This is a genomic window from Enterobacter sp. BNK-14 (genome assembly GCF_047456095.1).
In the GTDB taxonomy this organism is placed as follows: Bacteria; Pseudomonadota; Gammaproteobacteria; order Enterobacterales; family Enterobacteriaceae; genus Enterobacter; species Enterobacter kobei.
Genome location: NZ_CP179897.1, coordinates 4,646,644 through 4,661,590 on the forward strand (window position 1 = coordinate 4,646,644; position 14,947 = coordinate 4,661,590).

General features: G+C 54.3%; 15 protein-coding genes. 5 read left to right on the forward strand and 10 right to left on the reverse strand.

The window, feature by feature from the left end:
• Positions 1-27 precede the first annotated feature (27 nt).
• Entirely contained in the window at positions 28-819 is a 792-nt protein-coding gene (locus ACMGGM_RS22040) for an AraC family transcriptional regulator (protein ID WP_063943329.1), read from the forward strand.
• Here ACMGGM_RS22040 and ACMGGM_RS22045 read toward each other — a convergent pair.
• Entirely contained in the window at positions 803-1,249 is a 447-nt protein-coding gene (locus ACMGGM_RS22045; RefSeq protein WP_023332736.1) for a DUF441 domain-containing protein, read from the reverse strand. The genes ACMGGM_RS22040 and ACMGGM_RS22045 overlap by 17 nt on opposite strands.
• A gap of 144 nt (positions 1,250-1,393) precedes the next feature.
• Between ACMGGM_RS22045 and yoaI the strand changes: the two genes are divergently transcribed.
• Entirely contained in the window at positions 1,394-1,498 is a 105-nt protein-coding gene (yoaI, locus tag ACMGGM_RS22050) for a small membrane protein YoaI (protein ID WP_023332737.1), read from the forward strand.
• A 16-nt stretch (positions 1,499-1,514) separates the two neighbouring features.
• Here yoaI and ACMGGM_RS22055 read toward each other — a convergent pair whose 3' ends face one another.
• The 3 genes from ACMGGM_RS22055 to yeaG all read right to left on the reverse strand — a co-directional run bounded on the left by ACMGGM_RS22055 (position 1,515) and on the right by yeaG (position 5,407).
• A complete protein-coding gene (locus ACMGGM_RS22055; protein WP_023332738.1) occupies positions 1,515-2,015 on the reverse strand; it encodes a YbaK/prolyl-tRNA synthetase associated domain-containing protein in 501 nt (166 codons plus the stop codon).
• 99 nt (positions 2,016-2,114) lie between these two features.
• Positions 2,115-3,398: a YeaH/YhbH family protein gene (locus ACMGGM_RS22060; protein WP_014883442.1), complete on the reverse strand. Its 1,284-nt coding sequence runs from the start codon at positions 3,396-3,398 to the stop codon at positions 2,115-2,117.
• Between the two features lie 74 nt (positions 3,399-3,472).
• Positions 3,473-5,407 (reverse strand): protein kinase YeaG, encoded by a 1,935-nt coding sequence (gene yeaG / locus ACMGGM_RS22065; RefSeq protein ID WP_014883443.1) that lies wholly within the window; start codon positions 5,405-5,407, stop codon positions 3,473-3,475.
• A 431-nt stretch (positions 5,408-5,838) separates the two neighbouring features.
• On the opposite strand from yeaG, the gene ACMGGM_RS22070 reads away from it, so the two are divergent.
• Entirely contained in the window at positions 5,839-6,585 is a 747-nt protein-coding gene (locus ACMGGM_RS22070; protein WP_014883444.1) for a MipA/OmpV family protein, read from the forward strand.
• Between the two features lie 78 nt (positions 6,586-6,663).
• On the opposite strand, the gene ACMGGM_RS22075 is transcribed toward ACMGGM_RS22070, so the two are convergent.
• Positions 6,664-7,548, reverse strand: coding sequence for a D-hexose-6-phosphate mutarotase (locus ACMGGM_RS22075; RefSeq protein ID WP_014883445.1), 885 nt, complete (start codon positions 7,546-7,548; stop codon positions 6,664-6,666).
• 75 nt (positions 7,549-7,623) lie between these two features.
• Positions 7,624-8,619, reverse strand: a complete 996-nt coding sequence (gene gapA, locus ACMGGM_RS22080) for a glyceraldehyde-3-phosphate dehydrogenase (protein ID WP_014831506.1) — start codon at positions 8,617-8,619, stop codon at positions 7,624-7,626.
• Between the two features lie 341 nt (positions 8,620-8,960).
• On the opposite strand from gapA, the gene msrB reads away from it, so the two are divergent.
• Together msrB and ACMGGM_RS22090 are read left to right on the forward strand one after the other, a co-directional pair.
• Positions 8,961-9,374, forward strand: coding sequence for a peptide-methionine (R)-S-oxide reductase MsrB (msrB, locus tag ACMGGM_RS22085; protein ID WP_023332742.1), 414 nt, complete (start codon positions 8,961-8,963; stop codon positions 9,372-9,374).
• Between the two features lie 41 nt (positions 9,375-9,415).
• Complete coding sequence (locus ACMGGM_RS22090; RefSeq protein ID WP_023332743.1) at positions 9,416-9,694, forward strand: YeaC family protein; 279 nt, start codon at positions 9,416-9,418, stop codon at positions 9,692-9,694.
• Positions 9,695-9,754: 60 nt separating this feature from the next.
• On the opposite strand, the gene ACMGGM_RS22095 is transcribed toward ACMGGM_RS22090, so the two are convergent.
• The 4 genes from ACMGGM_RS22095 to sppA all read right to left on the reverse strand — a co-directional run bounded on the left by ACMGGM_RS22095 (position 9,755) and on the right by sppA (position 14,801).
• Positions 9,755-11,011: a glycoside hydrolase family 18 protein gene (locus ACMGGM_RS22095; protein WP_063613957.1), complete on the reverse strand. Its 1,257-nt coding sequence runs from the start codon at positions 11,009-11,011 to the stop codon at positions 9,755-9,757.
• A gap of 202 nt (positions 11,012-11,213) precedes the next feature.
• Positions 11,214-11,855: a bifunctional nicotinamidase/pyrazinamidase gene (gene pncA, locus ACMGGM_RS22100; RefSeq protein WP_063613958.1), complete on the reverse strand. Its 642-nt coding sequence runs from the start codon at positions 11,853-11,855 to the stop codon at positions 11,214-11,216.
• A gap of 9 nt (positions 11,856-11,864) precedes the next feature.
• The gene (gene ansA / locus ACMGGM_RS22105; RefSeq protein WP_014883450.1) at positions 11,865-12,881 is read right to left on the reverse strand and encodes an asparaginase; all 1,017 of its coding nucleotides are present in this window, start codon (positions 12,879-12,881) and stop codon (positions 11,865-11,867) included.
• 63 nt (positions 12,882-12,944) lie between these two features.
• The gene (sppA, locus tag ACMGGM_RS22110) at positions 12,945-14,801 is read right to left on the reverse strand and encodes a signal peptide peptidase SppA (RefSeq protein ID WP_023332746.1); all 1,857 of its coding nucleotides are present in this window, start codon (positions 14,799-14,801) and stop codon (positions 12,945-12,947) included.
• Between the last annotated feature and the right edge of the window lie 146 nt (positions 14,802-14,947).

Consider the following 14,947-nt stretch of genomic DNA (forward strand, 5'->3'; position numbering starts at 1 on the left):
AGTTTATCGCTAAAATCGGACAACATGATGATTGGACTGGGACTGGACGGCTACGATCCTGATAGCCAGCATGATGCGGCCGTCGCCTTTCGCATCCGTGTGGTGGCGGAGGAACAATATATACCCCTGCATCATCACCGCAAGGGACAGCTGATTCTGGCGCTTGGCGGCGCGATTACCTGTGAAGTGGAAAATGCCATGTTGATGGTACCGCCCCAGTACGCGGTCTGGATCCCCGGGCAGATGCCGCACAGTAACAGGGCCACGCCGGGGGCGCAGCTCTGCTTTTTGTTCATTGAGCCCGGTGCCGCCAGTCTGCCCGACCGCTGTTGTACGCTGAAAATGTCCCCTCTGGTGCGGGAGCTCATTTTATCTCTGGCAGAAAAATCGCAGGCACAGCTTCAGCTTGCGGCCACATCCCGACTGGTCGATGTCCTGTTTGATGAACTGCCGCTCCAGCGTCAGGAGCATTTACAGTTACCCGTCTCGCCCCATCCAAAAATCCGGCTGATGAGCGAGAAGATGGCTGAAGAGCCCGCGGCCTGGCAGACGCTGGCACAATGGGCAAGCCACTTCGCCATGAGCGAACGCAACCTGGCGCGACTGGTGGTAAAAGAGACCGGATTAAGCTTTCGTCGCTGGCGTCACCAGCTGCAGCTTATTGTGGCGTTACAGCATTTGATCGGCGGGAAATCGGTACAGCAGGTGGCGCAGTCACTGGGTTATGACTCGACCACCGCGTTTATTACCATGTTTAAGAAGGGGCTGGGTCAGACGCCGGCGCGTTACATGGCCAGCCTGACTACGACTTTCCGATAAACAGGGAGACCAGCCCGGCTGCAATCAGCGGGCCCACCGGCACGCCGCGAAAGAGCGCTACGCCCAGCACCGTGCCCACCAGCAGACCCGCAACCAGCGAAGGCTGGCTGCTCATCAGCGTAACGCCGCGCCCCCCGAGCCATGAGACAAAAACACCTACCGCGATAGCCACCAGCGATTTCCAGTTGACAAACGAGTGCAGCAGCGTTGAGGCGGGAAGCGTACCGCTGGCGATGGGCGCCATCACCCCGATGGTTAAAATGATTATCCCGATGGTGAGGCCTTGCTTTTCTATCCACGGGAAAAAGGTATTTAACGGCGTGACGCGTACGATAATCAGCACCAGAATCGAGATGGCGACGGTGGTGTTATGACTGATAAAACCCAGCGCGGCGAGTGCCAGGAGAATGAGCAGAGTAGGGTCAAACATAGGGAATCCTTGCCAAAATAATCGTCCTGCTTACTGTACGCGGAAAAAGGGCGGAGAACAGTTTTAAAAAGATTTTACCGCTGTCATAACCTTGTCATTTACGCGGTTTAAAACGAAGACAGATATCGCAAAGGGGTCGCTATCATGAACGATCACATGTTTGTTGAAACGCTGATTATCTCCTCATCGTTTTTCGCCATTGCCGCGATTCTCGTCGCCTCCGTGCTGTTGCTTGAGAGAAAAGGCTGACAGTCAGCCTTCACGGTTAGACTTTATGGAAAGTCACCAGCTCAGGACGGGCGATGCGCAGGTAATCCTGGGTATCCATGATCACGGATTTTTCCAGCAGGCCGGCGTTAAACGCGATTTCGTCGAAACGCTCGAACAGCAGCGGGTCGGCGACCAGCGTCAGATCGGGGTGGAAACTAAAAGGCGGAATAGCGCCGAATACGCAGGCGGTAAGGGTACTTACCTCGGCCGGGCTGGCGAGGGAGGCTTTAAGCCCGCCGAAATGGCTGGCAAGCCGGCTCAGGTCTGCCTGCAGATCGGCGGCCAGGATCGCCAGAACATGTTTTTTAACACCGTTTCCCTTCACTTTGCAGACCAGGGCTTTTGCTCCCTGACGCAGATCGGTCCCGCGTATTTCACTTACCGCTTCACATTTCCCGACCGCCTCGTGCTCCATAACGCGAAAACGCGCGCCTTGCCCGGTGAGTAAGGTTATCAGTTGCTGGTGGGTTCCTGTCCCCATAACGTCGTCAGTCATCGTGATTTTCCCGGTGATAATCCAGTATGCAGATGGCTACATTAGCACGAGAAGAACGGCGTCGAAAGAAAACAGCCAGCGCGTTCGCTGGCTGTGAGATTATGCGTTGCTGTTAGCAGACTGCTTGTGGAAGAGCTCCCTGAACACCGGATAAATATCATCCTGGTCACGGATATGTTGCATGGCAAAATTATCAAACATCGATTGCAGATGTTCATATTCCCGCCACAGGGTCTGATGCGCGCGACGGGTAATTTCGATATAGCTGTAGTAACGCACCACCGGCAGAATTTTCTTCGCCAGGATGTCGTGACACAGCGGTGAGTCGTCGGCCCAGTTATCACCATCGGACGCCTGCGCGGCATAGATATTCCATTGCGCCGGGTCGTAACGCTCTTTCACGACTTCATCCATCAGCTTCAGCGCGCTGGAGACGATGGTGCCGCCGGTCTCCTGCGAGTAGAAGAACTCATGCTCGTCGACCTCTTTAGCCTGCGTATGGTGGCGAATATAGACCACTTCCACGTTCTTATAGGTTCTGCTCAGGAACAGGTAGAGCAGGATATAAAAACGCTTCGCCATATCCTTGGTGGCCTGGTCCATGGAGCCGGAGACGTCCATCAGACAGAACATCACTGCCTGGCTTGAGGGCTCTGGGCGTTTTTCATAATTCTTGTAACGCAGGTCGAACGTGTCGATAAACGGAACGCGATCGATCTTCGCTCTTAGCTCGGCAATCTCTTTGCGCAGGCGCTCCTCTTCCAGCAGTTGCGCCGGCTCCGTGTTTTCCACGACCTTCAGGCTACTCTCAAGTTCGCGCAGTTCACGGCGTTTGCCTGCCGTCATTGCCGTGCGCCGCGCCAGCGAATTCTGCAACGAACGCACGACGCTGATGTTGGCGGGGACGCCGTTGGCGGTATAGCCCGCGCGATGGGTTTTGTACTCGTTAAGCTGACGATGCTGATTCTTTTTCAGATTCGGCAGCGCCAGGTCCTCAAACAGCAGGTCGAGGTATTCATCTTTTGAAATCTGGAAAACGAACTCATCCTGACCTTCACCGTCCTGGCTGGCCTGTCCCTGACCGCTTCCTGAACCACCGCCGCCGCCCTGAGGACGCTCAATTCTGTCGTTCTGAACGAAGTGGTCATTACCTGGGTGTACGCGATGGCGCAGACCGCCTCGCCCCTGATGAAACATCGGTTCGCTGATGTCATCGGTGGGGATGGAAACAGACTCGCCGCTGTCGACGTCGGTCACCGAGCGTTTGTTGATGGCCTCGGAGATCGACTGTTTAATTTGCGCTTTGTAACGGCGCAAGAAGCGCTGGCGGTTCACCGTGCTCTTGTTTTTGCCGTTAAGACGCCGGTCAATAAACCAGGTCATATACCCCCCGTACTGCATTTGCCAACTTGCGTTTTTGTTGGCCCGGCAAGCGCTAGCGCTGCCGGGCACTTGTTTTAGGACGATTTACGCACGCGCAGATACCATTCGCAGAGCAGGCGAACCTGTTTGCGGGTGTAGCCTTTTTCCATCATACGGTCGACAAAATCGTCGTGTTTTTTCTGCTCATCGGTTGAGGTTTTGGTGTTGAACGAGATAACCGGCAGCAGCTCTTCGGTATTCGAGAACATTTTCTTCTCAATCACGGTGCGCAGTTTCTCGTAGCTGGTCCAGTTCGGATTGCGTCCGTTGTTATGCGCTCTGGCGCGCAGGACGAAGTTCACAATCTCATTACGGAAGTCTTTCGGGTTGCTGATCCCGGCAGGCTTCTCGATTTTTTCCAGTTCCGCGTTCAGGGATTCACGGTCAAACAGCTGGCCGGTATCCGGGTCGCGGTACTCCTGATCCTGGATCCAGAAGTCAGCGTAGGTGACATAACGGTCGAAAATATTCTGTCCGTACTCCGAATAGGATTCCAGGTAGGCTGTCTGGATCTCTTTGCCAATGAACTCGGCGTATTTCGGAATCAGGTAGCCTTTCAGGAACTCAAGATAGCGTTCAGCCTGCTCCTGCGGGAACTGCTCGCGTTCAATCTGCTGCTCCAGCACGTAGAACAAGTGAACCGGGTTGGCCGCCACTTCCGCATGGTCGAAGTTAAAGACGCGGGAGAGGATCTTAAACGCGAAACGGGTGGACAGGCCGTTCATCCCTTCATCGACCCCGGCGTAATCACGATACTCCTGATAGGATTTCGCTTTCGGGTCGGTGTCTTTCAGGCTTTCGCCATCATAGACGCGCATTTTTGAGTAGATGCTGGAGTTTTCCGGCTCTTTCAAACGCGAAAGGATAGAGAAGCGCGACAACGTTTCAAGCGTGCCTGGCGCGCAGGGAGCGTGCACCAGCTCACTGTGGTTGAGCAGTTTCTCGTAAATCTTGATCTCTTCGGAGATCCGCAGGCAATAAGGCACCTTGACGATGTACACGCGGTCAAGGAAAGCCTCATTGTTTTTATTATTACGGAAGGTCACCCATTCGGATTCGTTCGAGTGGGCGAGGATTATCCCGTTAAACGGCAGGGCGGAGATACCTTCCGTCCCGTTATAGTTCCCTTCCTGGGTCGCCGTCAGCAGAGGATGCAGCACTTTAATTGGTGCTTTAAACATCTCCACGAATTCCATAATCCCCTGGTTGGCGCGGCACAGCGCACCGGAATAGCCGTAGGCATCCGGGTCATTTTGTGCGAAGTTTTCCAGCTTACGGATATCAACTTTACCCACCAGCGCCGAGATATCCTGGTTGTTCTCATCACCCGGTTCCGTTTTGGCGATGGCGATCTGCTCAAGGATAGACGGCCACACTTTCACCACGCGGAATTTGGTGATATCGCCCCCAAACTCATGCAGGCGTTTTGCCGCCCACGGCGACATGATGGTGCCGAGGTAGCGGCGCGGAATGCCAAACTCTTTATCCAGAATTTGCGCATCTTCCTGTGGATTAAACAGGCACAGCGGATGGTCGTTCACCGGGCTGCGTTCGCCATTAGCGCTCAACACATAAATCGGCACGCGCTGCATCAGCGACTTCAGGCGTTCAGCCAGCGAGGATTTACCGCCACCGACCGGGCCGAGTAAATAGAGGATCTGTTTCTTCTCTTCCAGACCCTGAGCGGCATGCTTCAGATAGGAGACAATCTGTTCAATGGCATCTTCCATGCCGTAGAACTCTTCGAACGCCGGATATCGGGCGACCACCCGATTCGAAAATAGACGGGAAAGCCGTGGCTCCAGGGCAGTATCAACCATGTTTGGCTCACCAATAGCCATCAATAGCCGTTCTGCCGCATTGGCATAGGCACTGCGATCTTGCCGACAAATGGTAAGAAACTCCTGCAGTGTGAACTCTTCGTCCTTGGCAGCTTCATAGCGCTGGCGATAGTGATCGAATATATTCATGGCATGCCGTCCTTTCGTTTTTTAGCACAGGATAAGAGCCGTTCGTATGAGTAGTGGAGGCTCCCGGAAGAGAATCTCTCGCACCTCACTGCCAGAGCAGCAACCTGTGTGCCAGGTCAGAGGCTAAGAACCGCAGGGCGTTCAGGAAAACTCTTCTTAAAATTAAGCGTAGATGGCATTTGCCAAACTTGCATGCTGAGAAAATCTAATTTCAATGACATATCAATAACTCATCCAAAAATTTCCACCTGGGTTCTAAGGCTTAAGCACGTTTTTCATTCAGTGGTCATATAAATGAAAGCGTGCTGTCATCTGAAAAGTGAAAAATAACGGGTTAATCAGACTGATTAGCAGGCAAAAAATTTTGGGTTGTACGGGAATGGCGGTTACACTTCTCCCGCTGATTATTTGACTACAGGAAAGAATGGATTGTGACCAAACTCAAACTTCTGGCATTGGGCATCCTTGCCGCGACCGCAGTTAGCACCGCTCAGGCGGAAAGTCAGTGGACGGTTGGCGCGGGTGTTGGCGTCATTAACAGCCCATACAAACAGTATGATCGTGACGTATATCCTGTTCCCGTTATCACCTATGAAGGCGAGAACGTCTGGTTCCGCGGTCTCGGCGGCGGCTACTATCTCTGGAACGACACGGCCGACAAGCTCTCGATCATGGCCTACTACGATCCAACGCACTTCAAGCCGGGAGACAGCGACAGCCACGCGCTTCGCCAGCTCGATAAGCGCAAAAGTAGCATGATGGCCGGGCTTTCATACGTGCATAACACCGAGTATGGCTTCCTGCGTACTGCTCTGGCAGGTGATACGCTGGACAACAGCAACGGCTTTATCTGGGACCTGGCGTGGCTGTACCGTTATACCAACGGCGGGCTCACCCTGACGCCGGGCATCGGTGTGCAGTACAACAGTGAAAACTACAACGACTACTATTACGGCGTCTCTAAAAACGAGTCTCGCCGCAGTGGTCTGAAAAGCTACAGCGCAGATGATGGCTGGGATCCCTACCTGGAGCTGACCGCGAGCTATAACTTCCTTGGCGACTGGAGCGTCTACGGTACTGGCCGTTATGAGCGTCTGAGCGATGAAGTGAAAGATAGCCCGATGGTCGATAAGTCCTGGGCGGGTATCTTCTCTGTGGGTGTGACCTACAAGTTCTGATTGTGCATTAATTCAGTGCAATCATTGCATCAAAACGGGGCGCTAGCGCCCCGTTTGCTTTTTTGTGGTGCAGGGCGATTATCGCTTAACAATACGGATCGTCTGCCCTAAACGAGACGGTTTTTCTTCGCTCGCTTTCTGCGGTGTGGTGACGCAGGCTGTTTCTACACAAACGAATGTTTTGTAACCGTCATCAGGAATATCGGCCATGCTGACAGACAATGCCGGACCTGGGTTCCAGCCCACCACATTGCTGTGATGATGATGAACGACCTCAATGCCGCGGTTCAGGGCACCATCGTGGATCACGCTGCAAGCTTCCGGGTGGAGATAGACGCGGTCGGTACGATCGGGGAAAGCCTGAACGCCGTCGCTCAGCTTGCCCTCTTTCGCATTATCAACTTTGTCGATAAAGGTATCGCCGAGGCCGCTCACCTTCACTGCGTTGATGTCACCCACGTTGAAGTAGGTGTGCAGGGCAGACGTGGTTTCGAACTCGCCGTGGGCTTCCAGCTCAATTTCGCAGGTTTTACCCAGCTTGAAACGGGCGTACAGGGTGAAATCATGCGGCCACAGGGCGCGGGTTTCATCATTCGCCTGCAGCTCAAAGGTCAGCACGGCACCGTTGTCATCTTCATTGTGCGCTTTCAGCGTCCACTGCTGGTTACGGGCAAAACCGTGAGACGGCAAACCCTGCTGTGTGGACGGGCCGAACCATGGCCAGCAGATGGGGACGCCGCCACGGATAGCAGCCCCTTTTTTGAACGAGGTGGCGTCGCTCAGCCACAGTCCTTCCTCTTCGCCCTCAGGCTTCCAGGAGAGCAGGTGGGCGCCATTCAGCGCCACGGAGGCTTTCACGCGCGGGTGGTCAACGACGATAACATCAGCGCCGTCAATCTGGCGGCGGGAGAGCACAGGGGTAAGTTGTTCGACTACCGGAAGTGCAAATATTTTATTAATCATTAAGCAATCCTCTGTCTAAAAAACAATAAAAAAGGCGACCGAAGTCGCCTTTTTGGATCAAACACTCATCTCAACTTATTTGGAGATGTGAGCGATCAGGTCCAGTACTTTGTTTGAGTAGCCAGTTTCGTTGTCGTACCAGGAAACCAGTTTCACGAAGTTGTCGTTCAGTGCGATACCAGCTTTAGCATCGAACACGGAAGTGCACACTTCGCCGTTGAAATCAGTAGATACAACGTCGTCTTCGGTGTAACCCAGAACGCCTTTCATTGCGCCTTCGGAAGCAGCTTTGATTGCTTTCTTAATTTCTTCATAAGAAGCAGCTTTTTCCAGACGAACGGTCAGGTCAACAACGGATACGTTAGGCGTTGGAACGCGGAACGCCATACCAGTCAGTTTGCCATTCAGTTCTGGCAGTACTTTACCTACAGCTTTAGCAGCACCGGTAGAGGATGGGATGATGTTCTGAGCCGCGCCACGGCCGCCGCGCCAGTCTTTGTGAGACGGGCCGTCAACGGTTTTCTGAGTAGCGGTGGTAGCGTGAACGGTAGTCATCAGACCTTCGATGATGCCGAAGTTGTCGTTGATAACTTTAGCCAGCGGTGCCAGGCAGTTGGTGGTGCAGGATGCGTTGGAAACGATGTCCTGGCCAGCGTAAGTTTCGAAGTTTGCACCACGAACGAACATTGGGGTGTTGTCTTTAGAAGGACCAGTCAGAACAACTTTCTTCGCGCCTGCAGTGATGTGTTTACGTGCAGTTTCGTCGGTCAGGAAGATACCGGTAGCTTCAGCTACAACATCAACACCGATTTCGTTCCATTTCAGGTTAGCTGGGTCTTTCTCAGCAGTAACGCGGATGGTTTTGCCGTTAACAACCAGGTGGCCGTCTTTCACTTCAACGGTGCCGTCGAAACGACCGTGAGTTGAGTCGTACTTCAGCATGTACGCCATGTATTCAGCGTCCAGGAGATCGTTGATACCAACGATTTCGATGTCAGAACGTTTCTGAGCAGCACGGAAAACAATACGGCCGATACGGCCAAAACCGTTGATACCTACTTTGATAGTCATATATTCCACCAGCTATTTGTTAGTGAATAAAAGGTTGCCTGTAAAATTACAAAAACCTTACGCAGCGTCAAGCGGAATCGTGTCAATCATTGCGACAAATCAATCCTGTGACTAACGTTTGTGCGACTGACTCGCCTCACTTTCCCTTTGAGCTTGCAACCACATGGGGGCTGCGCCCGGAATTTTAAAGTCCTCGCAGGATAAAAATGTGAACATGATCACAATTGCCTGACCGCCTTTTCGCGACACATAAGTTTAGAACAAAAGTGCACGCAAGGGTGTTAATGTTTTGTTAGAATCCGGGTTAAAAGATGTCTGTTTCTACAGCGAGATGTAAGCATATGTCGAACCAACGTAACCCTGACGATTTGAAAAAAAACCTCACAGAAATGCAGTTTTACGTGACGCAGAACCACGGCACGGAACCGCCATTCACCGGGCGTTTACTGCACAACAAGCGAGACGGCGTCTATCACTGTCTGGTCTGTGATGCCCCGCTGTTTAACTCACAAACGAAATTCGATTCCGGCTGCGGCTGGCCGAGCTTTTACGAGCCGGTGAGCGATGAGGCCATCCGCTATCTGACTGACACCTCGCACGGCATGGTGCGCACGGAAATCCGTTGCGGGACCTGCGATGCACACCTGGGGCACGTCTTCCCGGATGGTCCACAGCCAACGGGGGAGCGTTTCTGCGTCAATTCGGCCTCCATGAGCTTCACGGATGATGAAAACGGCGACCAGATTAAGGGTTGAAAAAACGATTCAGCAAATTATTCCTTTGAAAAGGAGAGATCGTGAATATTGATGACATGATTAACGGGATGACCCCGGACGTTTATCAGCGTCTGGTCACCGCCGTTGAGCTGGGAAAATGGCCGGATGGCGTGGCGCTTACGCCTGAGCAAAAAGAGAACAGTTTGCAGCTGGTGATGCTGTGGCAGGCGCGCAACAATACTGACGCGCAGCACATGACGATCGATACCAACGGCCAGATGGTGATGAAAAGCAAGCGAGAGCTGAAAGAAGATTTTGGCATCACGCCGAAGCCAATTGCGACGCTGAAAATGCAATAACCGTGCGGGCTGATGCCTTCATCCAACCCTCTCCCACGGGGAGAGGGCTTGAATGCGTCGCTACTTTTGCGGGATCCCTAATGACTCTGCCAGCTGCTTCGCTAACTGGTTGTTATCGTCCGCGCCATACTCCCAGAACATCGCCCCGGCGAGACCTTTCTGTCTAATGTAGTCCGCTTTGATCGCCACGGAACGTGGGTTCTCATACGAAATCGCAAAGAGCGCCTTGCCGTCAGCTGCTTCCACGGAGAGCCACGGCACTTTCGCCTGGTCGTCCCAGTGCTCGGTAAAACGCTTCTGCGGATCGTTCAGCAGCTTTTTCACGATATCGTTGTACTTCACGTAGGTATCTTTGGTCAGGTCATAGCCGAGCGACCTGAACAAGCCGAGCTCCTGCGGTCCAAAGTAGGGCTGGGTGACCGGATTTTTTTGTGCGTCCGGCTTGCTCCAGTCGATACCCGGCTCAACGGCGCGTTTCGGTACGCGACCGTAAAACCCGATCCCGAGGTTCATCTGCTGTGGTTTCAGTCCCGCGGCCAGATAGTTATTTACCACAAAGTCCACGCTGTATTTATCAGCAGCAGCCACCGTCGGCCAGGTGCTGGAATCATAGAGGTTGGCGTTAAAATACTGGGTGCCATATGCCATGTCGTAGGTCATCAGGTTGATGTAGTCGAGCAGGGGAGCGATGGCTTTGACATCCACCCAGCTTTTCGGACTTTCCGCATTGGCGCCTACCGCAATGGTCACCAGCTTTTTCTGCCCGAATGCGTCGCGCATCTCTTTCAGCAGCGCGGTGAAGTTGTCCCTGTCGGCTGGCGTGCTGGCAACCAGTCCCCACGCGCCGTTGACTGGGTACTCCCAGTCGAGATCAATCCCGTCCAGACCGTATTTGTCGACAACCTCCTGGGCGGATCGGATAAACACCGCACGACTCTCTTTGGTGGCCGCTGCGCCAGAGAAACCACGCGCACCCCAGCCGCCAACAGAGAGCAGCACTTTAAGGTGCGGGTTTTGTTTACGCAGAGTGGGGATTAAGGCCAGATCGGATGCCACTTTTGGCGAAAGCCAGATCTGATGCAGTTTCGTTGGATCTTTCAGCGCGGCGTTGGTTTCGTCTTTCTCGTCGTTGTAGACCAGACCAAACGAATAGTTCAGGTGGGTGATCTGGCGGACATCCAGTTTATTAATGTCGCCACCCGGTCCGGCGGTGACATCGCCACCCCCGTTGAAATAGCCGACGGACATCAGGGGCGCAGCGGAAGCCAGTGACGCGCAAAGCAAGGGTAATGCTGCCAGCAAGGGCAAACGTTTCATATAATTTCCTCTTTGACTTAATAAAAATAACCACGCCACAGAAAAGGCGTGGCGAAAAAACAACCTGACGAGAATAGCATTGCCGCTTCGCTGAGGATGCGAGGGAGTTCACTTTATGGGGATTGGAGAAGAAATGCCGGGTGCCGCTGCGCTCCAGAGAAAGTAGGCCGGGTAAGACGAAGCCGCCACCCGGCTTAAAAAACTACGCCTGCGTTTCCAGCCAGTCTGCCAGGGTATACAGCGTCGCGCCTTCGGCAGCCATCTCCATAAACGCCTGAGCGCTGTCCTGCGCCTGGATGTTCACCCCGCGGCAGCCGTCGGTGATCACGCTGACGGTGTAGCCTGACTGGAGCGCGTCCAGTACGGTAAACTTCACGCAGTAATCTGTCGCCAGCCCCAGCACAATCAGCTCCGTGATTTCATGGTGGCGTAACCACGCGTCCAGCGCGGTCTTCTGACGATGACCGTTATCAAAAAACGCGCTGTAGCTGTCTATTGTCGGGTTTTCACCCTTATGGAACACCGCGTCGATGGCTTTCTGATTCAGGAGCGGATGCAGCGCCGCGCCTTCCGTTTGCTGCACGCAATGATCCGGCCAGAAGGTTTGCGCCAGCCCGTCGAGTTCACCCTGAGTGAACGGTTCGACGTTGTGCTGGCTGGCAAAACTGCCGTGGTTAGCCGGGTGCCAGTCCTGGCTGGCGACCACCGCTTCACCGCGGGCTTTACACCAGTCAATCAGCGTATTCGCCACGTCAACGGTGCTGTCACCTTCGGCGACGGCCAGCGCGCCGCCGGCGCAGAAATCATTTTGCAAATCGACCAGTAGCAGGGCGCGTTGCGTCATGAGGCCTCCTTATTCGTCCGGGGTCAGTTCACCGCGCAGATTTTGCATCATGGCGTTGCGAATGGACTGAATGTCCAGATCCTGACTCAGTAAATAGTGAAGTTTAGTCAGCGTCGCCTCAACGGTCATATCGAAACCGCTGATGACACCCGCATGTGCCAGCGCGTTGCCGGTGGCATAGCCACCCATATTCACTTTGCCGGACATACACTGGGTCAGGTTCACCACCACAATTCCGCGTTCGCTGGCTTCCTGAAGCTCTTTCAGAAACTCACCGTTCTGCGGGGCGTTGCCCACGCCGTAGGAGCGCAGGATCAGCGCTTTCACTGGCTGGCGCAGGAAGTTGCGGACCACGTCGGCGGAAATACCCGGGTAAATGGTAACCACACCGATGGGCTGCGGGGTAATCGGATGCACAATCAACTCGCCAGCGGTATTCGGTGCAGGCGGCGTGCCCAGACGACGGATATGAATCCCCGCTTCCAGCAGCGGCTGCAGGTTCGGTGAGGCGAAGGCGTCAAAACCATCGGCATGGGCTTTCGTCGTGCGGTTGCCGCGATACAGACGGTTGTTGAAGAACAGCGAGACTTCGTTAATCGGGTAATTTGCCGCCACGTACAGGGAGTTCAGCAGGTTGATCTGCCCGTCGGAGCGTAACTCCGCCAGTGGAATTTGCGACCCGGTAACGATAACCGGCTTGCTCAGGTTCTCCAGCATGAAGGAGAGCGCCGAGGCCGTGAACGCCATGGTGTCGGTACCGTGCAGGATCACGAAGCCGTCGTACTGGTCGTAATGCGCTTTAATGTCATCCGCGATGTGCTGCCAGTCTTCTGGCGTCATGTCGGAGGAGTCCATCAGCGGCTCGTATTCATGGATGGTAAAGTCAGGCATTTCCGGACGGTGGAACTCAGGCATCAACGCAAGCTGACGCTGAAGGTGGCCGGAGACAGGAATATAGCCATTTTCAGAGCGCTGCATACCGATGGTACCGCCAGTGTAGGCTACATAAATCGATTTCTTCTGCATGGTAGTGAGTTCTTGTTCTTCAAAAGAAAAAAATCCCCTCTTCGCGAGAAGAGGGGACGGTTTTTAACGGACGTTCGCGCAGGTCAGGCAAAACGCGTAACGACTTTGTGGATCGTTAAAGGCCGCGAGCTTATCGCTTTCCGTCTTCATCGCTTTCGCTGCCGTGGCAACCGGCGCAGGCAGGTAAGCCTGCAGCGCCTCCGGCAGCATGGCGCGAACGGAGACAGACATGCTGTCCATCACCATATCGAAGAAAGACGGCTCATCCTGATAATACTCAATGTGCCATTGCTTGAGCTTCGCCAGGTCGGCCGCTTTCTTCACGGCGTCGTCAAAATCACCCAGACTGTCCACTAGTCCGTTGTTCTTCGCGTCCTGACCGGTCCAGACGTGGCCCTGAGCAATCTGGTCAATCTGTTCAGGCGTCTTTTTACGCGAGTCAGCCACCAGCGTAATAAAGCGCTTATACCCGTTCTCAATGCTCAGCTGCATCATCTCCGACACTTCCGGCGGCAGGGATTTTGTTATCGACACATCTGCCAGCGGCGACGTAGAAACACCGTCGGTGTGCACGCCCAGATAATCCAGACTGTTTTCCACGGTGTTAATCACCCCGAAGATGCCGATAGAGCCGGTCAGCGTGCTTGGGTTAGCCACAATGTAGTTGGCTGGCGTGGAGATCCAGTACCCACCTGATGCCGCCATTCCGCCCATGGAGACGACGACCGGTTTGCCCGCAGCGCGGGCCGCGGCCAGCTCAGCGCGGATCACTTCGGAGGCGCTCACGCTGCCGCCTGGGCTGTTTACGCGCAGAACAATGGCTTTCACTTTCGGGTCAAGGCGCGCGTCACGGATTTGCGACGCGGTGGTGTCACCGCCGACATTACCCGGGGTTTCCTGACCGTCCATGATGGCGCCGTTGGCAAACACCACGGCTACGCTGTCACCGCTCTCGTCCGGTTTTTTCGCAGCGTAGTCATACATACTGATCGCGCTGTAGTTTTTGTCCTCTTTGCTCCAGCCAAACTGTTTGGTCAGGGCTTTTTCGATATCCGCACTGGTACCCAGCGCATCAACGAGTTTATTGTCGAGGGCATATTTCGCGGTATCGCCGTCAACCTTACGCAGACCCTCCAGCACGCCACGTGCGCCCGGGAAGACCTGCTCAGCGGTAATTTGGCGGTTAGCGGCCACGGTGCCCAGATAGTTCTGCCACAGCTCGCCAATCCAGCGGCTGTCCGCTTCACGGGCAGCAGGGGACATATCGTCGCGAATAAACGGCTCCACGGCTGATTTATAGGTGCCGACGCGGAAGACGTGGGTCGTCACTTTCAGCTTGTCGAGCAGCGATTTGTAGTACAGGCCGTTGGTGGCAAAGCCGTGCAGATCGACCGTCCCCTGCGGAGAGAGCCAGATCTTGTTGGCGAAGCTTGCCAGATAATATTGCCCCTGGCTGTAGCTGTCGCCCACGGCGATCACTGGCTTACCGCTGTCGCGGAATTCACGCAGCGCTTTACCGATGTACTGCATTGAAGGCTGGTCGCCTCCGGCAAAATCTTTCAGATCCAGTACGATCCCGGTGATATTTCGGTCGTCTTTGGCCTGACGGATAGTATCGACAATATCGAACAGGGAGTTTTCCTGCAGGCGGTCGGACGTCGCGCCAAACAGCTGACGGCCAATGACCCCCAGACGGTTGCTGGTGGACGGTTTATCCACGATGACGCCGGTGATATCGAGTAACAGCGCCCCGCGAGTTGAATGCTGCGCCTGATTCGCATTGCTGATATGCATCCAGATGCCTGCGCAAACCAGAACCAGCAGGATGAAGAAGATGTTCATCACCAGGTTGCGGACGAAGTTGAGCAGTCGCCACGTCCATTTAAAGAAACCGGCAAAGATTCGCCAAAGGGTTCGCATGTATTCTCCCTAACCAGAAAATGACTGTTTCCGTCGCCACTGGACGGTAATGTTGGGTTATCGTAATGACCCAACCGCCACTTGTCAGCAGGAATCGCCTGCCAGGCTGTAACAAAATCTGCGGCCGTGTTAATTTTGTGAGTAAA

Coding starts and splice junctions, on each gene's coding strand:
- ACMGGM_RS22095 (WP_063613957.1), bottom strand. CDS start 11,011: ATGAAACGTTTGCCCTTGCTGGCAGCATTACCCTTGCTTTGCGCGTCA.
- ACMGGM_RS22060 (WP_014883442.1), bottom strand. CDS start 3,398: ATGACCTGGTTTATTGACCGGCGTCTTAACGGCAAAAACAAGAGCACG.
- sppA (WP_023332746.1), bottom strand. CDS start 14,801: ATGCGAACCCTTTGGCGAATCTTTGCCGGTTTCTTTAAATGGACGTGG.
- msrB (WP_023332742.1), top strand. CDS start 8,961: ATGTCGAACCAACGTAACCCTGACGATTTGAAAAAAAACCTCACAGAA.
- yoaI (WP_023332737.1), top strand. CDS start 1,394: ATGAACGATCACATGTTTGTTGAAACGCTGATTATCTCCTCATCGTTT.
- ACMGGM_RS22075 (WP_014883445.1), bottom strand. CDS start 7,548: ATGATTAATAAAATATTTGCACTTCCGGTAGTCGAACAACTTACCCCT.
- ACMGGM_RS22055 (WP_023332738.1), bottom strand. CDS start 2,015: ATGACTGACGACGTTATGGGGACAGGAACCCACCAGCAACTGATAACC.
- yeaG (WP_014883443.1), bottom strand. CDS start 5,407: ATGAATATATTCGATCACTATCGCCAGCGCTATGAAGCTGCCAAGGAC.
- gapA (WP_014831506.1), bottom strand. CDS start 8,619: ATGACTATCAAAGTAGGTATCAACGGTTTTGGCCGTATCGGCCGTATT.
- ACMGGM_RS22045 (WP_023332736.1), bottom strand. CDS start 1,249: ATGTTTGACCCTACTCTGCTCATTCTCCTGGCACTCGCCGCGCTGGGT.
- ACMGGM_RS22040 (WP_063943329.1), top strand. CDS start 28: ATGATTGGACTGGGACTGGACGGCTACGATCCTGATAGCCAGCATGAT.
- pncA (WP_063613958.1), bottom strand. CDS start 11,855: ATGACGCAACGCGCCCTGCTACTGGTCGATTTGCAAAATGATTTCTGC.
- ansA (WP_014883450.1), bottom strand. CDS start 12,881: ATGCAGAAGAAATCGATTTATGTAGCCTACACTGGCGGTACCATCGGT.